Genomic DNA, 22,177 nt, shown 5'->3' on the forward strand with positions numbered 1-22,177 from the left:
ACCGCTAGTTTACAACTAGCAACAAAGCTGTCTCCTTGCCTTGATGCAAAACAGCTATAGCATTATTGACTCCTTATTTATTTTCATGTGTCTTATTTATTTTACATCCTGTGGTATTGAAAAACGGGTATATTATAGGTATAATATAGTAGTGTAACTATAAAAGTATAATGAACAACTATTATACTTTATTACTTGTGTTCAATGTGGATTCAAAATAATGATTTTATATTAATAAATGACGATAAATATAATTTAGAAAAGAGGGAGAAAAATGGATAAAAGTGAAAAAATTCTTCCGCTAATTCCACTAAGAGGTATGAATATATTTCCATATATGGTGTTGCACTTTGACGTTGGTAGAGAAAAATCTATACTTGCATTAGAAGATGCTATGCTAAATAATCAAGAAATTTTTCTGGTTTCACAAAAGGTTTCTAAAATTGAAGAACCAGAAGAAAAGGATATATATAGTATTGGTACTATTTGTAATGTAAAACAAATATTAAAGTTGCCAGGAGATACAATTAGGGTACTAGTTGAAGGAATAAAAAGAGGTAAGATTTCCGAGTACAAAGATAAGGAACCTTTTGTAAAGGTAGAAGTAGAAATTATTGAAGATGAAGATTGCTCGGATGATAAAAAATGTAAGGCATATATTAGACTTATAGATAAATCCTTTGAAGAATACATAAATTTGTCGGTTAACAATTTTCCAGATGCTCTCTTTAGTTTAGAAGAAACAGAGGAACCAGGAAGATACTGTGATACTGTAAGTTCATATTTAGTACTCAAGCCAGAGGTAAAACAAGAACTACTTGAAATATTGGACGTTACTAAAAGATTAGAAAAATTGTTATTTATATTAAAAAATGAGGTTGAAGTACTAAGAATAGAAAAGAAAATTGGAACAAAGGTTAAAGGTAGAATAGATAAAATTCAAAAGGAATATTATCTAAGAGAACAAATGAAAGCTATACAAGAGGAATTAGGAGAAGAAGACGAATCTAAGAAAGAAATACTAGAATATGAGGCTAAGATAAAAAAGGCGAAATTACCTAAAGAAGCAAAAGAAAAAGCGGTTTATGAATTAAATAAATTAAAAAGCGCAGGAAATTATTCAGCTGAAAGTGGAGTCACAAGAGCATATTTAGATTGGATATTAGCTTTGCCTTTTAATAAATCAACTAAAGATAATATTGACATTAAAAAGGCTAGAGAGGTTTTTGATACAGAGCATTATGGGCTTGACGATGTTAAACAAAGAATAATAGAATATTTAGCAGTTAAAAAAATAAGTAAAACTTTAAAAGGGCCTATCTTATGTTTAGTAGGACCACCAGGAGTTGGAAAAACATCTATAGCAAAATCTGTTGCAAATGCACTAAATAGAAACTTTGTTAGAATGTCATTGGGTGGGGTAAAAGATGAGGCTGAAATAAGAGGGCACAGAAAAACATACGTGGGAGCAATTCCAGGTAGAATTATATATGCGATGAAACAGGCAGGATCTAAAAATCCTTTATTCTTGTTAGATGAAATTGATAAAATGAGTAATGATTCTAAAGGAGACCCTGCGGATGCACTCCTAGAAGTTTTGGATAGTGAACAAAATGCAAGTTTTAGGGATCATTACTTAGAGTTAGACTTTGATTTATCAAAGGTATTGTTTATAACTACTGCAAATAAATTAGATACTATTCCAAGAGCGTTACTCGACAGAATGGAAGTAATTGAGGTATCAGGGTACACATCAGAAGAAAAATTCCACATTGCAAAAAATCACCTTATTCCAAAGATGTTAAAAGAACATAATATGGAAGGTGACAAAATCATTTTTTCGGATGATTCAATTAGTTGTATTATTGAAAACTACACTAGGGAATCCGGGGTGAGAAGCCTTGAGAGGCAAATTGCCTCTGTTATAAGAAAAGCAATAACGGATATGGTAGAAAACAATAAAGAAAATGTTAATCTTACCACAACAAATGTTAAAAAGTATCTAGGAGCAGTTATATATACCTATGATAAAGCTGACACAGAAGATGCAGTAGGCGTTGTAACTGGACTTGCATGGACTGAAGTTGGTGGAGTTACGTTGCCTGTAGAGGTAAGCGCTATGGATGGAACGGGTAAGCTTCAACTTACAGGTCAATTAGGAGATGTTATGAAGGAATCTGCTAAGGCCGGATACAGCTATGTTAGAGCTAATGCGGATAAATATAATATTGATAAAGAGTTTTATAAAAATAAAGATATTCATATACATGTTCCAGAGGGAGCAGTACCTAAAGATGGTCCATCAGCTGGGGTAACTATGATAACCGCAATGATATCTGCATTAACTAAAAGAAAGGTAAGACATAACGTAGCGATGACAGGAGAGATTACTCTTACAGGAAGAGTATTACCTATAGGAGGGCTTAAGGAAAAATCACTAGCTGCCTATAGAGCTGGTATTGACACGATTATAATTCCTAAAGATAATGAAAAAGATATAGAAAAGATACCAAAGAGTATTAAGGATAAACTAAAATTTATAATTGCAAGTAAAGTAGAAGATGTGCTTGAAAATGCATTAATTGGGGAGATAAATAATGGAGATAAAACAATCTGAATTTATAATTTCGGCAGTAAAACCTGCTCAGTACCCCACAGATAATAGAGTAGAGTATGCTTTTGTTGGCAGGTCCAATGTAGGCAAGTCTTCTTTAATAAATTCTTTAACTAATAGGCGTAAATTGGTTAAAGTTAGTGGTACACCTGGCAAGACTAGGCTGATAAACTTTTTCTTAATAAACAACAACTTTTATTTTGTTGATTTGCCAGGTTATGGATATGCTAAAGTATCTAAGACTGAACAAGCTAAATGGGGAAAAATGATGGAGGACTATTTAATTCGTAGACCTCAGCTTCAAAAAGTAGCATTACTCGTGGACTGTAGACGTAAGCCAACTAAAGATGATCTTTTAATGTACGGATGGATTAAACATTTTGGTTATGAAGTTGTAATAGTTGCAACCAAAAAAGATAAGTTAAACAGAGCAGAACTTGTGAAAAATAATAAGTTAATAAGAGAAACTTTAGCACTAGATGCAAATGAAGAAATTATTAATATTTCATCACTCAAAAAAACTGGTGTGGATGATCTATTAGAAAACATGTTTCACGATAGTCATATTGAATAATAGTCATATTGAATAATAAAAAAATAAGGTATTATTAAAATAGATCTATATTACGTTGTGCAAGCTAGTACTTAGTGCACAAAGTGATTAGGTCTATTTTTTTATTTCTTTGTATAATTTTTTTGCTAAGTATTTATATAGAAATCTGTATCAATATATTTTTAACAGAATAGTATATATTAGAAAACAAAAGAAGAAGTTTTCAAGTTAAATTAAGAAAAATAACTATTCTGTATCAATATGTTTTTAACAGAATAGTATATATTAAGTAACAAAAGAAAAAAAATTAAAAGATTAATTCACAAAAACAGGAAAAAGGAGGGAATTTATATGGATATGAATAGCTTATTAAGTGGATTAGCTGAATCTCAAAAAAATGGATCTAAAAAATGTGATTGTGACTGTGATAATAATCGCAACAATGGCGGAAGTTCGATAATTTGGATTATTGTTTTATTGCTTTTATTTTGCAGTCAAGGCCAAGGAGCAGATAGTGGCACTGTTTGCGGATGCGAAAAGAAACACTGCAAGGAACTTTGTAGATGTGGACCAAGTACTAATGGCAATGGCATATTTGGATTAGGCGGATTTGGTGGCGGATGTGGCGGATTCGGCGGTGGAAGTGGTGTTTGGATAATAATCTTAATTCTTTTATTGGTATGTAGCGGCAATGGCAGAAATAACAAAGGATGTACAAATAACATTATAAACTTAGACAGCTGTGATGATGAATAACTATTGCAAATAATCTATAGCATACAAATAGATAAATAAAATGTTCTTAACTTAAGCTGAAATATATAACACATTAAAATTTGGCCCAGAAAGGGGAGTTTTATATGTCAAAAAAAAGATGTTGTGGAAACGCACCTGTAGCAGCTGTAGTAAGCCCATGCGGAGGTTTATGCACGAATCCGATTTGTGCGATAATACTATTAATTATACTTCAAAGAACATGTCTACTTGAAAACAAAAATGCTTTTTTACTAATATTGTTATTCCTAGGTTTTTGTTTCTGTAGTGGTAGAAGAAATGTAGTGAATGGTTATTAGTTAAAAAAATCAGGGGGAGCTTAATGCTCTCCCATTTATAAATGAGGTGATAAATATGTCAAAACATCATAGACGTGATAGAAATAACAATAATAACAATGACAACAATGGTAACAATAATAACGGTAACAATAACAATCGTAACAATAACAATAACAATAACGGAAATGGTAATAACGGCTCTGACAATAATCCATTAGCACAAATGTTTAATGGGAACTCTGCAAATCCTTTAATGGGATTATTATCTACCTTTCTTGGAGGAAATAGTGGTAGTGGTGGTGGAAATATGATTGAAGGCTTGCTTTCAAGCCTAGGTGGCAAAGACAATAATATTTTAGGGAATTTAATGGGTAGTTTAGGTGGTCAGGATAATAATATGTTAGGAAATATAATTGGTAGTTTAGGTGGCCAAGATAACAACTTGTTAGCTAACTTGATGGGTAGTTTAGGCGGCCAAGGTAATAATATGGCAGGAAATTCAAATAATAATATGAATACAAATAATGCGAATGCAAATAATTCAAATAAAAGCAACGCAAATACAGGTAATGTAAAATCAACACCAAATGCTGCAAAAAATGTTGCAAAGAATAATAATAGTATGAAACAAAATAATGAAATATTAAATTCAAAAGAAGATGAGCAAGATAACATGTTATCCAATATATTTTCAGGTATGGGCAGTATAGATTTAAGTCAAATTTCAGAAATGCTTTCTGGAATTGATTTGAACAATATAGATTTGAACAATATAGATTTAAATAATTCAGATCTAACTGATATGATGAATTCCATGTCAAGTAATAATTCTTTTGATAATAACAAATCATTTGATAGTAATGTTTCTTTTGAAGATGTTAATACTATTCCAAATAACGATGTTGAATTTAAACATACGAGTCCAAAAGATAATACACATAACGTTTTGGAAGATTTAGAGGATGAGGATAAAGGGCAGCTCATATATATATTAGCTCGCCTAGTAGATGACAAAAAATTAAAAACACTCAATAAAATCGTAGAGGAGAATTCTAGCTCAATAATTTAATACTTTTATATTATTAGTTTTATAAAATAAAAAATTTATAAAACTAATAATATTTTTGTAAAGAATATCTTAAATTAAATTATATTATGAATAAAAGCAAGTAAAAAGGTTAATATTATAAATGTAATCGGAGTTAAATCTCCATTTGCATAAAATAATTTATTTTAATTTATGCGTAACCCCCCATCCCCCCTTGGGACCGATAATACGGTCCCTTTTGTAATTTTATATAAGATATTGGTGCTTCTATAATAAATACTTAGGTCCTAACCGTATTATATTACTTAATATTTATAGAGCTGATTTTAAATGCTGAACTTTTATTTTCATTTGGTATAAGCTTCACAACTAATTCTATAGTATAATTTTTTACATCTTTTAAATCATTAGTATTAGTTCCTTTAAAGTTTACCGTCCATAAAATTGCATTAGCATTGCCGTCTTTATCCCAAGCATAATCTTTGAAAACGGCATCCTGAAAGTCTAGATGTACCTTTCTATTTGATAGATCACTTAAGAGTGAAATATCATTACCATCTAAATCAGGTGCGAAAATTTCTTTTGATACATTTAATTCTGATAGTGGAAAGGTTGCGACCAGATTAACAAAACCTAACATGGTATTCTTGCCCATGTAATTATCAATATAGTTATAATCAAATGATTGAAGCTTGTTTTGAAGAAAAATATAACTTGTAAAATTTACATTACCATCTTTAAGATTTCCAGAAATAACTTTAGGAGTTTTATTATTTTTACTATCTACAAAACCTAATATGTTATTAGTGTTACAAAATATATCATCAAATTTTTTACCATTCCAAAAGAATGCATGCTGCACCGCTTTATTATTTTCAGAAGCTTGAGTAAATATTTCAGGTATGTTGTTTCTTGATATGTCCATCAATGTTAGCCTCATTGGCCACTCGGTATAATTTACACCCACAGTATCAATTTTTTTAGAAGGCTCTAGATAATAGCTATTATCTCCTGAATTTATTTGAATATAGTATTTAGCCATTTCTGTTTTTATGTAGAGAATATCTTTATTTCCATCCCCTGTTAGATCAGACTGCATCATTTTGCTTTCATTAACAATATTAAATGTAGCTATAGACCCTTTTCTAAAAAATAAGAAGAACGTAGTTATTATGGTAAAAGCAATAATTGCTAAAGCATAATAAATGAATTTTTTCTTGAAAAATATTACATGTAACTTCATATATTCCACCCCCATTTAGATTATATGTAACATTTATATATTTAATTAATTTTTATCTGATAATTCTAAAAAAAGTTTATATTTATGAATACAGCGAGGTGAACTTATGAAAAAACTGAATAAATCTTTGAAAAACTTATGTAGTATTTTAATAGTTGTAATTGTTATGTTTAGCCTATCAGCTTGTAAAGCAAGTGAAGAAGAAAAAAAGTTAAATATATTTTTAGATACAACTGATGAGCACTCCACCGAAGTAATTAAATTTTTAATTGATGATTATGAAAAAAGTAATCCAGATGTGGAAGTGAAATTAAATGATGTATTGGGTGATAAAGGTGATATAGTGGAGAAAATTAATGTAGGAACCAAAGTAGATGTGATTTTTACTAATAGGAATAATCTTATAGAGCTTAGTCAAAAAGGAGTTCTGAGTGATTTACAAGGCACTTATGATGAAAATGCTTTAAGTGATAGATATTATGATATTTTAGGTTCTTATGGCAGGGTAGGGGATAAATACTATGGTATAGGAGTTGTTCCATATTCTATAGAATTACTATATAATAAAGCTAATTTAAAAAAACTAAATATATCTGACCCTAGTAATTCAAAACAATGGTTAAAGGCATTAAAGCAAATTAACGGTAAGGGAATAAAAACCACAGTAGCATTAACTGATGATGTAGATGCTAATGGATATTTATTTTCATTAGTAGCTGGTAATGTCATAAATATTCATGAGCTTGAGGAAAACTATGATAGTGGCGAGGAATCTTATAAAAAATTAAAAGACATGCAGGAAATATTTAAAGAATTTAACTCACTCACAAAAGAAAATGAAATTACGAAAAATAGTTTTGAGTTAGGAAACGAACAGAGTATCATTAACTTTAATAATAGTGAGTCACCCTTACTAGTAAGCATATCGTATTATAATTCTAAACTTAAAGAGAATAATATTGGTATAGTAGGAGATTATGATGATGACTCCAAATATGGATCTAATGCTCCAGTTATAGTTAATTCTCTAATATGTGTTCCTGTAAATGCAAAAAATCCGGATACTGCTGATGAATTTATTAAATATATATATAGTGATAAGGTTCAAGCAAAATTAGTACAGAAAGGAATTATTAGTGGGAATAAAATTGTGAATAACAAGATATCAGGTATAGGAAAATTAATGGTTCAGCATATGTATAAAGCTAATGATAACAGTATGCTTATTTTATACAATTTGCCTGCTAAAATTAAAAACAATTTAATATTAGCATTGGAAAAAATCTTAGATGGTAATTATAATTCTAAAGAATGGGAAAATGTACTAAAGAAAAGTTATAAATAGGTTGATAAAAAAAGGAGTATGAATTAATTTCATTACTCCTTTTTGTGTAACTAATTTTTGCAATTTTCACATATACCATAAAAATAAATTTTATTTGCTAAGACTTCGTAGCTTGTATACTGCTTTACATCTTCGAGTATATTTGGAAAAGTTATGCCTTCTATATCATCAACCTTACCACAAGTTAAGCATTGTATGTGAGGATGTGAAGACGTGTTACCATCATAACGAAAATTACCTTCACCTACGTTAAGTTCAATTATTAATTCAACTTCTATAAGAGTTTTCAATGCCTTATAAACAGTGGCTAAACTCATAGTAGGATAAGTTGGTTGCAGAGCTTTATAAATTACTTCAGCTGAAGGGTGTTCTTTTGTTGATTGTAAATATTTATAAACAGCAATGCGTTGAGGTGTAAGCTTTAATTTTTTCTCTTTAAAAACTGTTGTAATGTTATCCATATACACCATCCTATAATGTTATTAAGTATAATATAAGATTTATTATATAATAAAAACTATTACTTGTCAAAATAATTACTTATCAAAACAGAAAATTTTATTAAAACTGATATAAAATTAAAATTTTATTTGAATTTTAATTCATTTATAGGATATTGAACATATATTAGTAATAGAGAGAGAGGTGCTGATATTTTGAAAAAGACCTACGTACTAGATACTAATGTTATTCTATATTCACCCAGTGCTATATTATCTTTTGAAGATAATGATGTAATAATACCCGAAGTGGTGTTAGAGGAATTAGATAGTTTTAAGAAAGACAAAAGTGATTTAGGAGCAAATGCCAGATATGCAGCTAGACTTATTGATAAACTTCGCAAGCAAGGAAAACTTAATGAGGGTATTGATTTAGAGAGCGGGGGAAGACTACGAGTCGAAATGAATCACCACGATACTGAAATTCCTGTTTCTTGGAATAAAGAAAAAGCTGACAATAGAATATTACAGGTATGTAAAGGTCTTAAAGAACAAGGTGAAAATATATGGCTAATAACTAAAGATATATTTCTACGTATAAAGGCGGATTCTGTAGATATTAGTGTGGAAGATTATTATGAAAAATTTGTGCCAGAATATGATGACCAATATACTGGAAGAATTGAGGTATTCGTATCTCCAGAAAAACTTCAGGAATTTTATAGCAAAAAAAGTATAGAATTTGAAGCATTACTTATATATGATGAAGAGTTAGAAAAATATACTACTCCATTTTTATACACAAATCAATTTTTAATAATTCATTCTATAGAAAATCATAAACAAACAGCGCTTGGTAGGTATGATGGAAAGAACATAGTACCACTTTATAATAAGGAAAATAAACCTTTATGTGTTGTCCCAAGAAATGTAGGACAGAAATTTATGTTAGAAGCCTTAAGTATTGATGCAGCTAAGGCACCACTGGTAATTATTAAAGGCCCAGCAGGAACAGCTAAAACTTTATTTTCATTAGCAGTGGGGCTTCAAAAAGTATTACAAGATAATAGTGAGCAGTACAGAAGAATATTAATTTGTAGGCCAAACGTTACTATGGATGAGGAAATAGGTTTTTTACCGGGTACTGAGCAAGAAAAAATATCACCTTTCATGAGACCAATATTCGACAACTTAGAGATACTTGTGGAAACCGACGAAAAAGAACGTTATAAAAATGAGAAACAGTTATTAGATAAAATAAAAGACTTGTTTGAAAGAAGGATTATTACCACTGAAGCTGTCGCCTACCTTAGAGGAAGATCTATAGTTAAAAATTGGGTAATAATAGATGAAGCACAAAATTTGTCACCGAAACAAGTAAAGGCAATAGTAACTAGAGTTGGCGAAGGCACTAAATTAATACTTATTGGTGACCCAGAACAGATAGATCATCCTTTCCTTGATTCAAGATCAAATGGCTTGTGTTATGCATCTGAAAAAATGAAAGGTAGTGAGCTGTGTTATCAAGTAACCTTAAAATATGATGAATGTGAGAGATCACCAATAGCTTATGAAGGATCAAAAAAATTATAAAATTATTATTTTTAGAAGAGAGTATAAGAATTTATGCTCTCTTTTTGTATAAAATTGCAATTTTATAGTTATGTTAACAGAAATTACATTTAAATTCTGTGTTCAAATATGTAGTTTTACTGTACAATGTGGTAGTACATAATAAAGAAAAGGATGGAAAACATGAGAAAAATAAAAAAAAGTGGAAAGATCAAAAAAATATCGAGAACATTTGTTTTACTATTTGTTATTTTTGAATTAGTTTTCACAGCCGTTACAAGCCCGTTTATGGTTTATTATGGACCGTTTAAAAATGTAAAGACTACAGTGGTAGGTGCAGCAATGACTACCCTTACATTACAGTGGCTAGCAACATCATTTTTATCTGATGAGAAAATAAAGCAGATTATGAATGATCAAAAGGTAGAAGCTATAGTTCAAAATAATTTAGATGGTGCAAATTCTGGCGTAAAGGTAGAAAATAAAGATGATAATAACATAGAAAGATATGATGTAAGCGGAAACAAATACAAAGGGTACATACTAATAATTAAGGACCCAACTAGAATAAAAGTAGGTTATAGCAGTAAGCTCGGAGAGGAAGGACAACTAACAAGCGATATTGCAAAAGATAATAATGCTATTGCAGCAATTAATGGCGGTGGATTTACAGATGAGGCAGTTGGATCAAAATGGACAGGAACAGGAGCTAACCCAGCAGGAGTTATAATGTCTAATGGGAAAATTGTTTATAATGGTATAAAAAACGAAAATGAACAAAGACAAGTTGTAGCGTTAACTAAAGCGGGTAATTTATTAGTTGGCCCTCACAGCATTAAGGATATGAAAAACAATGGAGTAACAGAAGCAGTATCTTTTGGACCAGCAATAATAGTTAATGGGAATAAAACTATAACTAAGGGTGATGGTGGATGGGGTATAGCACCCAGAACAGCTATAGCACAAAGAAAAGATGGTGCTATTATATTATTAGTTCTTGATGGAAGACAGGTAAATAGTATAGGAGCTACTTTAAGAGAAGTGCAAGACTTGTTATATGATTATGGAGCTTATAATGCTACTAACTTAGATGGAGGTTCTTCTTCTACATTGTTTTATGATGATGAAGTTATAAACAATCCTTGTGACAGTTTGGGTGAGAGATCTGTACCCTCAATCATATATGTAGAGAGTAGGAAATAAAATTTAATCTTAGTCTAGGATATTTTAAATTAAAGGAGTAAGTATTATGAAATGGTTAAAAAGAATAAGTATATGGATAATAGTATCTTTATCGCTACAATGTTTGGGTCTCTTTTATTTAGATCATTATTTTTTGGGTACAGGTTCAAAAGTGGTTACAAAAAAGGTTGTTGAAAACCAAAGTACTAAATCAAAAAATGTAGATGTTAAAATACCTGAAAAAGCAGAAAATTTACTAGTGTCTTATGATGCTAAGTATTTATCCTATAATGTAGATGAAAAATTAAAAATTGTTAATTGTAGGGATGGGAAGATTAAAACTATTGATGCGGAAGATAATTCAATAATATCTTTTTCAGAATGGCTTCCGGATAGAAATAGAATGCTTTTAATAGAGAAAAAAAGTAACGATGAATCCAGTAACCTAGTATTATACTCTTACGATGTATTAAAGGGAGAAAAGTTAAAGGTAAAAGATTTAGCCTGGGGTGGTTCAAAACCAGAAGTTGAAGATATTCAATTATCGACGTTAACAGGAGTTACTTACGTGAATGTATCAAGTGAGGGTAATAAAAGTACAATATATAGAATAGATAGAATGGGTGAGATTACAAGGATCAATACAATACCTAGTTTTGTAAGCAATATAGCATTAGTTCGTCATGAGGATCAGCTGGTATATGAGGGATTGGTATACAATAAAATATATGCTACAGGACGTCAAAACCCTATAAGTATTGATGGAGTAGATAAGCTTACGTTAATTGGTACTGATGATGATGATAACGTGTATGTTGGAGAATTAAAAGACAATTTAGTAAGCAAAGTATATTATGGTAAAACATCAGAAGACACACAGCAATGGAAATCGGTTAATTTAGTAAAGCCAGCTTCGAAAAACGATTTATTCATTTCCAAAAATGGTATATTATACCAAAACGATTCATTGAAAGGTGTATTAACAGAAATTAACTCTGGAAAACAAACTAGCTATGTAGGAAAATTATATCAACTGTATAATAAAGGAGTAATGTCTGTAGCAAACAATAAAGCATCTTTTGTTCTTTTTAAGTAACTAGGAACATGTAATAAGTAAAAACTATGCCCTTGGCATAGTTTTTACTTATTATATAGTTTTGATAAAATAAATTTAACAGTTAATGTGCTATTTTAAAAAATATAGTTATAAAGATACAGTTACAATATTTAAATTTTTGTTTTAATAATATAAAATTTTAAATAACAATAAACTTTGTTATAATAGATATATTACATATCAATTATAATAAGGAACCAAAGATGATTTAACAATGGATATAACAATTAGCGGTTGTTATCTACTCTATAGGAATATAAGGAGGGACGAATTTGGAAACACAACAAATATTATATAAGGTTTTGATGATACCAGCAATATTAATAGCATTCACTTTTCATGAGTATGCACATGCAATTACTGCAGATAGGTTAGGAGATAAGACACCAAGATTCCAAGGAAGGCTTACGCTTAATCCAATTGCCCATATAGACTTAATGGGATTTATTTTAATTTTAATTGCGGGATTTGGGTGGGCAAAACCTGTTCAGACAAATCCTAGTGCGTTTAAAAATTATTATAAGGATGATTTGAAGGTTTCATTTGCAGGACCACTTGCAAATCTGATTTTAGGTTTTATATTTGCTGTTTTAACAGTATTATATTTCAAACTTTCACCGACTCATGGTCAGTTATATAACATTATCATGCTAATAATACAATTCACAGGCTCCATAAATTGTATGTTGTTTTTTCTTAATTTAGTTCCAATACCAGGTTTTGACGGGTTCCATATAGTTAGAGATTTGTTTCCAAAGTTTTTTAATCAATTATCAGATTCGATTTATAGGTATCAGTTCTTAATATTTATGGTGTTATTACTACCTATATTACCTGGTCAGCAATCCGTTTTCACTTATCTTGTGCAAGCACCAGCGTCATGGTTATTTAATCAATTTATAAATATTGCAGGAATGTTTTAATGTTAATATAAATTCAAGTAAATTAATACAATAATTTTTTATTATTTAGAATAGAAGGAGAAAGATATGCGCTTAAGAAAAAAATATTGGGCTAGGCCAGAATTGGAAGCTAGTCATATTGTAATAACAGATCTATATGCTCACACAGGAAATTGGAAGGAAGAATTTAAGAATAATAATGAAATACATTTAGAGCTAGGTTGTGGTAAAGGTAAATTTATATCAGAAAAATCTAAGCAAAATCCTAATATTAATTTTATTGGGATAGATTTAAAAGATGAGGTATTAGTGTTTGCTCTTAGAAAGGTAATAGAGGTAAGAAAAATTGAAGGCGAAGAAAATATAAATGTACGTCTGATGCCTTTAAACATTATGCTTATTGATGATGTGTTTTCAATGAATGAAATAAGTAGAATTTATATAAATTTCTGTAATCCATGGCCTAAAGAAAGACATAACAAAAGAAGATTAACTCATACTAAGTTTTTAACAAGCTATAAGAAATTTTTAAAACGCGGCTCTGAAGTATGGTTTAAAACAGATGATTTAGAATTATTTGATGATTCAATAGAATATTTTAAGGAGTGTGGTTTCGAAATATTATTCTTAACCTATGACCTGCATACTAGTGATTTTGAAGATAATGTAATTACAGAATATGAAGCTAAATTTACAGAGATAGGTAAAAAGGCTATGTTTTTGCAGGCTAAATTAAAGTAGAAATATATACAAAGATGATTAAAGTTCAACGCAACTATTTCAAATTCTTATACATTGACATAATTAAATTAATGTTATAAACTTATTTTGTAGAAATATATATAACATTAGATATTAAAATGAATTTAATTTTATGTAAGCATATAAACTTTAAAAAATAAATAGATGTTTTTAGGTGCCTATTATTAATCAGCTACTTTAGTAGATTCAGCTACTTTAGTAGATAATTAATAAGGTGAAAAGGGAATGTGGTGTAAGTCCACAGCAGCCCCCGCTACTGTAATTGATCACATGCTTTTTTAAAACTACCTGTAATGGTAGGAGTCAAAACAAGAGTGAATTAAGAGCCAGGAGACCTGCCTAAATCAGTAATATTAAGCTTTCGGCGGGAAAGAACTTGTAGAATTTAAGTTAGTGCAAAGGGAGTTTGTACATAACAGCAGGTGTGAAAGCTTGCTGTTTTTTATTTTGCATAAAAATTGCATACGAAAGACGAGGAAGGAGAAAGAATAATGGCTAAAATTATGGTTCAAGGGACCGCTTCATCTGTAGGGAAAAGCATAATAGTTACAGCCTTGTGTAGAATTTTCAAACAAGATGGGTTTTCTGTATGTCCTTTTAAGTCACAGAACATGTCACTTAATTCTTATATTACATTGGATGGAAAAGAGATGGGACGTGCACAGGTGCTCCAGGCATATGCCGCAGGAATTGAGCCACAGGTATTTATGAATCCAATTTTATTAAAACCTACAACAGACAAAAAGTGCCAAATTATCGTTAATGGAAAAGTTTTTGGAAATAGTACAGCTATGGAATATCATAATATGAAACTAGAATTTAAAAACATGTTAAAAGAGCAATTTGAAGAACTAGAAAAGCAATATGATATTATAGTAATGGAAGGGGCAGGTAGCCCTGCAGAGATTAATTTAAGAGATAGAGATATAGTAAATATGGGAATGGCAGAGCTTATAGATGCGCCTGTAATACTAGCGGGGGATATAGATAAGGGTGGAGTATTTGCATCACTTGCGGGGACTATGCTTTTACTAAGCGAAGATGAGAAAAAAAGAGTTAAAGCCACTATTATAAATAAATTTAGAGGTGATCTAGAGATACTAAAACCTGGACTTACTATGCTTGAGGACATTATACATGTACCGTGCGGCGGAGTAATTCCTTACTTTAGATTAGATTTAGAGGACGAAGACGGTGCAGTACAATTTAACAAAAAAATTACTGCGGCTATAGATATCGCTGTAATAAAACTACCTCATATATCTAATTTTACAGACTTCGATGCTTTAAAGAAGGAAGAAGACGTATCAGTTAGATTTGTTACAAATAAAGAAGAATTGGGTAATCCAGATTTACTTATAATACCGGGAACTAAAAATACTATTGACGACTTAATTACTCTAAAGGAATTAGGGATTATGGAAGCAATTAAGGAATATAGTATAGAAGGTAACATATTAGGTATTTGTGGAGGGTATCAAATGCTAGGAAATAGCCTAAATGACCCTAATTTCATAGAGGGAAGTTCACAAAATACTGAAGGCATGAAGCTTTTAGATATAGATACAGTATTTGAAGATGAGAAAATAACAACGAGAGTAAAAGCCCGTAGCATTAATATGGGCATTAAAGCTTATGGTTATGAAATACATATGGGAATTTGCAATTATGGAAATGGAGCAAAACCACTTTTTAAAATATATAATAGAAATGGTGAACAATCGTCCTCGGAAGTTGAGCAGTTATCCTCGCTTGACGGAGCAATTAACGCAAGAGGAAATATTGTGGGTACATATATACACGGAATTTTAGATGGGGTAGAGTTTAGAGAACACATGGTTAATAAGTTAAGATTAGAAAAAGGTATGGAACCTAAGAAATCAAAAGCCTATGAATCACTAAGGGAAAAAGAGATAGACAAGCTAGCAGACATTGTGAGAAATAATATAGATATGAATCTCATTTATAAGATTATAGGCATAGAAATGGAAAAACGTAGGGACAGTTAACAACTAATTAATGATTAGTCTTAAATAATATTACAAATGTATAAAATAGTGAGGAATATAAATGGAAATACTAAGTGCAATGAATGTAATAGATCTGATACTAGCAATTATATTAGATCTATTAATTGGAGATCCATATTGGTTTAAACATCCGGTTATATATATAGGGAAACTTATATCTAGACTAGATAAGATGGGTAGAAAGTTATGCAAAACAGAGAGTGGATTAAAAGCTTTTGGAGGAGTTATTGTAATTGTGGTAGCTTTTTCTAGTTATTTAGTGCCATTTATAATTTTAAAAGTAAGTAATAACTTTTTTTGGTTATACCACATTCTCAATATAATATTGATTTGGACAACAATAGCTACGAAGTGTCTTCACAAGGAAGGTATTAAGGTATATGATTCATTAGCTAAAAATGATATTAACGATGCTAGGGTTAGATTATCCTACATTGTAGGCAGAGATACGAAAGACCTTAGTGAATATGAAATAGTAAGGGCAGATGTAGAGACTATTGCAGAAAACACATCAGACGGTGTTATAGCTCCTATTCTCTATGCAATACTTGGGGGGGCACCTTTGGCTATGATGTATAAGGGTATTAATACCATGGATTCAATGCTTGGATATATGAATAAAAAATATAAATATATTGGATACTTTCCAGCAAAAACTGATGACGTATTTAATTTTGTGCCTGCGAGAATAACCGGTTTTCTAATATGCCTGGCAGCGCCGATAGTTCATGGAAATATTGCTATAAGTTTGAAGGTAATGATAAGAGATCGCAAAAATCATAAAAGTCCTAATTGTGCATATCCTGAAGCTGCAGTTGCAGGAGCTATGAAAGTTCAGCTAGGAGGGACAAATTTATATTTTGGAGAGAAAATGTATAAACCAACAATAGGAAATAAAATAAAAGAGTTAAGGAAAGAACATATAATAGATACAATAAAACTAATGTATGGGTCAATGCTCTTATTAGTAATAATATACATAATAGTTAAGTATTTTTGGAGATGATATAATGATACAACTTATAGGACTAAAACATGATGTAAAAATAGAAATTAGAGAAAAGCTTTCAATCATACCAATACGTCAAGAAAAGTATTTAGAGGCTCTTTTAAACATTTGTGAAGAAGCGGTTATTTTAAGTACCTGTAATAGGACAGAGATATATTTTAAGTCTATGGATGAGGATATAATAATAAAAATTTTTAAGGCCTTAAATTGGGATGAGGATTTAATAAAATGTGTAGTTAATTATAAGGGAGATAAAGCAATACAACACTTAATGGAAGTAGTTTGTGGGTTTGACTCACTACTACTTGGAGAAGACCAAATACTTGGGCAAGTTAGGGATGCTTATGAAATTACTAAGGGATTAAAATCAAATAAAAAGGAACTCCAAAGGCTTTTTGAAAACGCTATAGCCTGTGGCAAGCATTTTAGGACTAAATCTAAAATAAGTGAAATTCCAGTTTCGTCTTCTTCTATGGTAGTTAAAAAAGCTATAGATAAGGGTCATAAGAACTTTATGATTCTGGGATATGGAACAGTTGGGGAATTAACATCAAAATATATATTAGAAGCAAAAATTGACATGTTATATATTGCAGTTAGAGATGCTCAAAAGGTTAATATAGAAGACCCAAGGGTAAAAATAATACCGTTTAATGATTTAACCAAATATTACGATAAGGTAGATTGTGTTATATCTTGTACGACAGCTCCTCATACTGTAATTCATCTAGATGAATTACCTAACAAAAAATTATTACTGTTTGATTTAGCTGTGCCAAGAGATATAGAAGAAATAGTAAGCGAGAATCCTTTATATGAAGTATATGATATAGACATGTTAGGTGACATTCATGATGCAAACTACAAAAAAAGATTATCATCAATGAAAGATAATAAATATATTGTTGATAAAGCTATAAAAGAATTTATAGAGTGGAAAACTATAGAGGAATTAGCTCCCTTTATACAAAAAATAAGACATATTGGCGAGGATGTTTACAAAGAAAGACTTACAACTTTTAAGCATAAAAAAGAGACTAAGGATAATGAGGAATTAGCGGAGTTACTATTAAAGAGTACCTCAAATGCCTATGTAAATAGAGCAATAGTTGTTTTAAAGGAAGAGCATTTGAAGGGGAGGTCTAAACAATGCGAGGACATAATAAGCAGGATCTTTCAGATTTAAATTATTTAATGATTTCACTCTTCTCAAATAAGGTTAATGTGCTTATTGTTGGTGGTGGCGATGCTGCTTTTATAAAATGTAGAACTTTCTCAAGAGAAGGTTGTAATATTACAGTGGTTGCAAAAGAGTTTTGCAAAGAATTTAGTGAATTAAGTGATCTTTGTAACATAAAGTTAATACAAGATGAATATGATAAAAGTTATGTGGACAAAAATCATATAGTAATTATTGCAACGGATAGTAAGGACACAAATGAGAAAATAAAAGAATACTGCGATAGTATATGTAAGTTATATGTACATTGCGCGGATTATAAACGAGGGTTATTTGTAACACCAGTTCAAAAGGATTTATCTAACATGAAATTCGCATTACATACTAAAAATAGTAGCCCTAGAACAGCACTTTTTATGTCTAAAGTTATAGAAAATAAAATATGCGAATATACAGATTTTATAGATTATACTTTTAATATAAGAAATAAGTTAATGAAAAACAAAGATAAAAAACAAATTATGAATTTTGTTTGTAGTGAAGATTTTTATTTCTTTTATGCTTTGGGAGTACAAGATGTAATTATAAAAATGTTTTACGGGGTTATATAAGTCTTAATTAAGTTAAGAAGTGGAGGGTGAGATTTGAAAATTAATATAGGGACTAGAAGAAGTGAGCTTGCACAAGTGCAGGCGGATACAGTTATATCTATGATTAAAGAAAAATTTAATATTGATTCTGAAAAGGTGCTTATTGAGACAAAGGGAGATAAGGTTTTAAATGTTACTTTAGATAAAATAGGGGGCAAGGGCCTTTTTGTAAAAGAAATAGAGCATGAAATGCTAGGCAATAAAGTTGACATGGCAGTACATAGCATGAAAGATGTACCCTATGATGTGCCTTCTGAGTTTGAAATAGTGGCAATTCCAGTTAGAGAAGATGTTAGAGATGCATTTGTAGCCTTTAATAACATTAGCTTTTACGATTTACCTAAGGGCGCAAGAATCGGCACAAGTAGTATAAGGCGAGGTACTCAGGTTAAAATATTAAGACCAGATATAGAAATTGTACCTATAAGGGGTAATGTTCAGACTAGAATTGCAAAAATAGAAAAGGAAAATCTAGATGGAATAATACTTGCAGCGGCAGGGCTAAAAAGGCTCAAAATGGAAAATATAATTACTAATTATTTTGATCCAATGGAAATTGTACCTGCAATAGCCCAAGGAGCGCTTGGAATAGAAATGGTTAAAGATCATGTGTTGCTCGCAATGATTAAAGAATTGGATTGCTATGATGCCAGAATTTGCGTAGATGCAGAAAGAAGTTTCATGGCCACCCTTAATGGAGATTGTCATGATTGTATAGGTGCATATGCTTATCTTGATAACGACGTTATGCACATGCTTGGTGTTTACAGAATTGAAGGCAAAATAGTTAAAAAACAATTATCAGGAGATAAAAATGACTATATGAAGCTAGGTGTTGATTTGGCTAAAAATATATTAGAAAACAGTTAGCTTTAATAAAAGCGAGAGGGGGATACCAATGGGAAAGGTTTATTTAATGGGAGTTGGTCCAGGAGATGCAGAACTAATAACCCTAAAAGCCATAAGAATGCTTGGAAAATGTACAGCTGTTATGTATGATAGGCTTGCAAGTACAAGTGTACTTAAATATTTAAAAGAAGATTGCGAAATATACTATTGTGGGAAAGAACCAGGGTGTCATTATAAAACTCAAGAAGAAATAAATGACATGCTAGTATTGCTTTCGAAAAAAGGCCATGTAGTTGGAAGAATTAAAGGTGGAGATCCTTTCGTATTTGGTCGTGGTGGAGAGGAAGCAATAGCATTATTTGATGAAAACATTGAATTTGAAGTTATACCTGGAATAACCTCACCAATAGCAGTACTGAATTATGCAGGAATACCTATAACTCACAGGGGAATAGCTCAAAGTTTTCATGTATTCACAGCAATGAGTGCAGAAAAACTTAATATAGATTGGAATGCAGTAGCAAGACTCCAGGGAACATTAGTATTTATGATGGGTTTTAGAAACCTAGAAAAGATTGCAGAAAGTCTTATATCTAATGGGAAAAGCAAAGAGACTCTCTGCGCTGTTGTAATGAGAGGAACTACATCAAAACAAAAGAAAGTAGTGGGGACGCTGCAAAATATATTAGCTAAGGTTAAGGAATCAGAAATATCGTCACCTTGCATTATTGTAGTGGGAGAAGTAGTCAAATTTAATGATAGGTTCAATTGGTATGAGAAGAAACCTTTATTTGGCAAGAATATATGTATAACTCGTTCAAAAGAGCAATCAAAGGAGCTTCGCGAAGAGTTGATAGATTTAGGAGCAGAAGTACTTGAGATTAATTCAATCCAATTTAAGAATACTTCATATAACTTAGACGAAAGCTGCGAAAAGCTTAAGGATTATGACTTTATAGCTTTAACTAGCGTAAATGGAGTGAATTTCTTATTTGATTATTTAAAAGATATTGAATTTGATATAAGAAAACTTAAAGGTAAATTTGCAGCTATAGGACCAGCTACTGCGAAGGCTCTTAAAAACAGAGGAATTATTCCAGAAATTGTTGCTGAACACTTTGTTGCGGAAAGTTTATTTGATAAAATGCAAACCTACATAAAAGAGAATGACAAGGTACTGATACCTCGCTCAAAAGGTTCAAGGCCTTATTTGGTAGATGAATTAAGGAAAAGTGGATGCTGCGTTGATGAAGTGTTTACATATGAAACAATATGTGGCAAAGTACGATCTGACAATGAGATAAAAGGTGTAGATCTTATAGTATTTACTTCACCATCTACTGTTAAAAACATGATAACGATGGTAGGTATTGAAACTATAAAATCAAAAAAAGCACTTGCTATAGGTCCAATAACTGCAAAGGCACTTTTAGATGAAGGCATAGAAGCTATTATATGCGATGTTTATAGTGCCCAGGGTGTTCTTGAAAAACTTGTAAACATGTAGCGTTAGTAAGTGGATTATTTATAATAAAATGTGGATAAGATTAAAATATATTTAACTAGGAGTGGATAACTATGTTCAAAAGAAATAGAAGGTTAAGAGAAACAAGAAACATAAGAGATTTAGTACGTGAAACAATTATAACACCAGCGGACTTTATATTTCCTATTTTTGTAGTAGAAGGCGAAAACATTAAGGAAGAAATATCTTCAATGCCAGGGAATTATCATTTTTCATTAGATAGGCTTCATGAAATTATTGAAGAAGTTGAAGAAGTTGGATTACGTGGAGTAATGTTATTTGGACTTCCAGAACATAAAGATGAAGTTGGTTGTGGGGCTTATGATAAAGATGGTATTGTTCAAAGAGCAGTTAGAAAAGTACGTGAGATATCAAAAGATTTATTCATAATAACAGATGTATGTATGTGTCAATATACTAATCATGGACATTGTGGGATACTTGAGGGTTCAAAGGTTGATAATGATAAGAGTCTTAAATATATAGCAGAAATTGCGTTATCTCATGCACGAGTTGGAGCAGACATGATAGCACCATCTGACATGATGGATGGGCATGTAGAAGCAATAAGAACAATTTTAGATGATAATGGCTTTAAGGATATATCGATAATGGCTTATAGTGCTAAATATTCTTCAGCATTTTATGGTCCTTTCAGAGAAGCAGCAAATTCATCACCACAGTTTGGGGATAGAAAAACCTATCAAATGGATCCAGCCAATATCAGAGAAGCTATGAGAGAAATAGAATGTGATATTGAGGAAGGTGCAGATATAATAATGGTAAAACCTGCATTATCATACTTAGATGTAATAAGATGGGCTAGAGATAGATATGATGTTCCCGTAGCAGCTTATAGCGTTAGTGGAGAATTTGCCATGGTAAAAGCAGCAGCAAAGCAGGGGTTAATTGACGAGAAAGCTATAGCTATGGAAATGCATATTTCTATGAAAAGAGCGGGAGCAGATATAATTATTACTTATTATGCACTTGATTTATGTAGATGGTTAAAAGAGTAATTCCTAGATTAAAACTAACTTTAATGTAAAAATTACAAAAGAATACTAGTAAATAAACTTAATATATAGAAAAGAGGAAACT

At 30.8% G+C, this 22,177-nt stretch carries 20 protein-coding genes and 1 riboswitch; of the genes, 18 read left to right on the forward strand and 2 right to left on the reverse strand.

Features of this window, described 5'->3' with window-relative positions; all coding sequences use genetic code 11:
• Window positions 1–274: 274 nt before the first annotated feature.
• The 5 genes from lon (at window position 275) to LGK95_RS05310 (ending at window position 5,291) form a co-directional block, all read left to right on the forward strand.
• The gene (gene lon, locus LGK95_RS05290; protein WP_226122965.1) at window positions 275–2,617 is read left to right on the forward strand and encodes an endopeptidase La; all 2,343 of its coding nucleotides are present in this window, start codon (window positions 275–277) and stop codon (window positions 2,615–2,617) included.
• Window positions 2,598–3,188 (forward strand): ribosome biogenesis GTP-binding protein YihA/YsxC, encoded by a 591-nt coding sequence (gene yihA / locus LGK95_RS05295; RefSeq protein ID WP_226122967.1) that lies wholly within the window; start codon window positions 2,598–2,600, stop codon window positions 3,186–3,188. The genes lon and yihA overlap by 20 nt, the downstream gene beginning before the upstream one ends.
• 330 nt (window positions 3,189–3,518) lie before the next feature.
• The gene (locus LGK95_RS05300; RefSeq protein ID WP_226122970.1) at window positions 3,519–3,923 is read left to right on the forward strand and encodes a hypothetical protein; all 405 of its coding nucleotides are present in this window, start codon (window positions 3,519–3,521) and stop codon (window positions 3,921–3,923) included.
• A 104-nt stretch (window positions 3,924–4,027) separates the two neighbouring features.
• The gene (locus LGK95_RS05305) at window positions 4,028–4,240 is read left to right on the forward strand and encodes a hypothetical protein (RefSeq protein WP_226122972.1); all 213 of its coding nucleotides are present in this window, start codon (window positions 4,028–4,030) and stop codon (window positions 4,238–4,240) included.
• Window positions 4,241–4,295: 55 nt separating this feature from the next.
• The gene (locus LGK95_RS05310) at window positions 4,296–5,291 is read left to right on the forward strand and encodes a hypothetical protein (RefSeq protein ID WP_226122974.1); all 996 of its coding nucleotides are present in this window, start codon (window positions 4,296–4,298) and stop codon (window positions 5,289–5,291) included.
• A gap of 280 nt (window positions 5,292–5,571) precedes the next feature.
• Here the strand turns inward: LGK95_RS05310 and LGK95_RS05315 are convergent, their stop codons facing one another.
• Entirely contained in the window at window positions 5,572–6,513 is a 942-nt protein-coding gene (locus tag LGK95_RS05315) for a VCBS repeat-containing protein (protein WP_226122976.1), read from the reverse strand.
• Between the two features lie 106 nt (window positions 6,514–6,619).
• On the opposite strand from LGK95_RS05315, the gene LGK95_RS05320 reads away from it, so the two are divergent.
• Complete coding sequence (locus tag LGK95_RS05320) at window positions 6,620–7,858, forward strand: ABC transporter substrate-binding protein (protein WP_226122978.1); 1,239 nt, start codon at window positions 6,620–6,622, stop codon at window positions 7,856–7,858.
• A 50-nt stretch (window positions 7,859–7,908) separates the two neighbouring features.
• On the opposite strand, the gene LGK95_RS05325 is transcribed toward LGK95_RS05320, so the two are convergent.
• Window positions 7,909–8,319: a Fur family transcriptional regulator gene (locus tag LGK95_RS05325; protein ID WP_226122981.1), complete on the reverse strand. Its 411-nt coding sequence runs from the start codon at window positions 8,317–8,319 to the stop codon at window positions 7,909–7,911.
• Window positions 8,320–8,514: 195 nt separating this feature from the next.
• Between LGK95_RS05325 and LGK95_RS05330 the strand changes: the two genes are divergently transcribed.
• From LGK95_RS05330 to hemB, 12 genes are all read left to right on the forward strand, one after another.
• On the forward strand, window positions 8,515–9,891 hold the full coding sequence (locus tag LGK95_RS05330) for a PhoH family protein (protein WP_226122983.1): 1,377 nt from the start codon (window positions 8,515–8,517) through the stop codon (window positions 9,889–9,891).
• A 162-nt stretch (window positions 9,892–10,053) separates the two neighbouring features.
• Complete coding sequence (locus tag LGK95_RS05335) at window positions 10,054–11,073, forward strand: phosphodiester glycosidase family protein (protein ID WP_404814405.1); 1,020 nt, start codon at window positions 10,054–10,056, stop codon at window positions 11,071–11,073.
• 46 nt (window positions 11,074–11,119) lie between these two features.
• Window positions 11,120–12,148, forward strand: a complete 1,029-nt coding sequence (locus tag LGK95_RS05340; RefSeq protein WP_226122986.1) for a hypothetical protein — start codon at window positions 11,120–11,122, stop codon at window positions 12,146–12,148.
• A 326-nt stretch (window positions 12,149–12,474) separates the two neighbouring features.
• Window positions 12,475–13,092 (forward strand): site-2 protease family protein, encoded by a 618-nt coding sequence (locus LGK95_RS05345; RefSeq protein WP_226123235.1) that lies wholly within the window; start codon window positions 12,475–12,477, stop codon window positions 13,090–13,092.
• Between the two features lie 66 nt (window positions 13,093–13,158).
• A complete protein-coding gene (trmB, locus tag LGK95_RS05350; protein ID WP_226122987.1) occupies window positions 13,159–13,812 on the forward strand; it encodes a tRNA (guanosine(46)-N7)-methyltransferase TrmB in 654 nt (217 codons plus the stop codon).
• Window positions 13,813–14,004: 192 nt separating this feature from the next.
• Window positions 14,005–14,190: riboswitch (cobalamin riboswitch) on the forward strand.
• A gap of 134 nt (window positions 14,191–14,324) precedes the next feature.
• Window positions 14,325–15,842: a cobyric acid synthase gene (locus LGK95_RS05355; RefSeq protein WP_226122988.1), complete on the forward strand. Its 1,518-nt coding sequence runs from the start codon at window positions 14,325–14,327 to the stop codon at window positions 15,840–15,842.
• Between the two features lie 61 nt (window positions 15,843–15,903).
• On the forward strand, window positions 15,904–16,869 hold the full coding sequence (gene cbiB / locus LGK95_RS05360) for an adenosylcobinamide-phosphate synthase CbiB (RefSeq protein ID WP_226122989.1): 966 nt from the start codon (window positions 15,904–15,906) through the stop codon (window positions 16,867–16,869).
• A 4-nt stretch (window positions 16,870–16,873) separates the two neighbouring features.
• Window positions 16,874–18,058, forward strand: coding sequence for a glutamyl-tRNA reductase (gene hemA, locus LGK95_RS05365; protein ID WP_226122990.1), 1,185 nt, complete (start codon window positions 16,874–16,876; stop codon window positions 18,056–18,058).
• Window positions 18,022–18,663, forward strand: a complete 642-nt coding sequence (locus tag LGK95_RS05370) for an NAD(P)-dependent oxidoreductase (protein WP_226122992.1) — start codon at window positions 18,022–18,024, stop codon at window positions 18,661–18,663. Before hemA ends, LGK95_RS05370 begins: the two co-directional genes overlap by 37 nt.
• Window positions 18,664–18,696: 33 nt before the next feature.
• Window positions 18,697–19,572 (forward strand): hydroxymethylbilane synthase, encoded by an 876-nt coding sequence (gene hemC, locus LGK95_RS05375; RefSeq protein WP_226122993.1) that lies wholly within the window; start codon window positions 18,697–18,699, stop codon window positions 19,570–19,572.
• Window positions 19,573–19,600: 28 nt separating this feature from the next.
• Window positions 19,601–21,058 (forward strand): uroporphyrinogen-III C-methyltransferase, encoded by a 1,458-nt coding sequence (gene cobA, locus LGK95_RS05380; protein ID WP_226122994.1) that lies wholly within the window; start codon window positions 19,601–19,603, stop codon window positions 21,056–21,058.
• A 71-nt stretch (window positions 21,059–21,129) separates the two neighbouring features.
• A complete protein-coding gene (gene hemB, locus LGK95_RS05385; RefSeq protein WP_226122995.1) occupies window positions 21,130–22,095 on the forward strand; it encodes a porphobilinogen synthase in 966 nt (321 codons plus the stop codon).
• Window positions 22,096–22,177: the final 82 nt, after the last annotated feature.

It is taken from the genome of Clostridium algoriphilum (assembly GCF_020443705.1).
In the GTDB taxonomy this organism is placed as follows: domain Bacteria; phylum Bacillota; class Clostridia; order Clostridiales; family Clostridiaceae; genus Clostridium_AD; species Clostridium_AD algoriphilum.

Bases quoted from the DNA above. Each gene is read 5' to 3' on its own strand.
- lon (WP_226122965.1), top strand. From the start codon at position 275: ATGGATAAAAGTGAAAAAATTCTTCCGCTAATTCCACTAAGAGGTATG.
- yihA (WP_226122967.1), top strand. From the start codon at position 2,598: ATGGAGATAAAACAATCTGAATTTATAATTTCGGCAGTAAAACCTGCT.
- LGK95_RS05300 (WP_226122970.1), top strand. From the start codon at position 3,519: ATGGATATGAATAGCTTATTAAGTGGATTAGCTGAATCTCAAAAAAAT.
- LGK95_RS05305 (WP_226122972.1), top strand. From the start codon at position 4,028: ATGTCAAAAAAAAGATGTTGTGGAAACGCACCTGTAGCAGCTGTAGTA.
- LGK95_RS05310 (WP_226122974.1), top strand. From the start codon at position 4,296: ATGTCAAAACATCATAGACGTGATAGAAATAACAATAATAACAATGAC.
- LGK95_RS05315 (WP_226122976.1), bottom strand. From the start codon at position 6,513: ATGAAGTTACATGTAATATTTTTCAAGAAAAAATTCATTTATTATGCT.
- LGK95_RS05320 (WP_226122978.1), top strand. From the start codon at position 6,620: ATGAAAAAACTGAATAAATCTTTGAAAAACTTATGTAGTATTTTAATA.
- LGK95_RS05325 (WP_226122981.1), bottom strand. From the start codon at position 8,319: ATGGATAACATTACAACAGTTTTTAAAGAGAAAAAATTAAAGCTTACA.
- LGK95_RS05335 (WP_404814405.1), top strand. From the start codon at position 10,054: ATGAGAAAAATAAAAAAAAGTGGAAAGATCAAAAAAATATCGAGAACA.
- LGK95_RS05340 (WP_226122986.1), top strand. From the start codon at position 11,120: ATGAAATGGTTAAAAAGAATAAGTATATGGATAATAGTATCTTTATCG.
- LGK95_RS05345 (WP_226123235.1), top strand. From the start codon at position 12,475: ATGATACCAGCAATATTAATAGCATTCACTTTTCATGAGTATGCACAT.
- trmB (WP_226122987.1), top strand. From the start codon at position 13,159: ATGCGCTTAAGAAAAAAATATTGGGCTAGGCCAGAATTGGAAGCTAGT.
- LGK95_RS05355 (WP_226122988.1), top strand. From the start codon at position 14,325: ATGGCTAAAATTATGGTTCAAGGGACCGCTTCATCTGTAGGGAAAAGC.
- cbiB (WP_226122989.1), top strand. From the start codon at position 15,904: ATGGAAATACTAAGTGCAATGAATGTAATAGATCTGATACTAGCAATT.
- hemA (WP_226122990.1), top strand. From the start codon at position 16,874: ATGATACAACTTATAGGACTAAAACATGATGTAAAAATAGAAATTAGA.
- LGK95_RS05370 (WP_226122992.1), top strand. From the start codon at position 18,022: ATGCGAGGACATAATAAGCAGGATCTTTCAGATTTAAATTATTTAATG.
- cobA (WP_226122994.1), top strand. From the start codon at position 19,601: ATGGGAAAGGTTTATTTAATGGGAGTTGGTCCAGGAGATGCAGAACTA.
- hemB (WP_226122995.1), top strand. From the start codon at position 21,130: ATGTTCAAAAGAAATAGAAGGTTAAGAGAAACAAGAAACATAAGAGAT.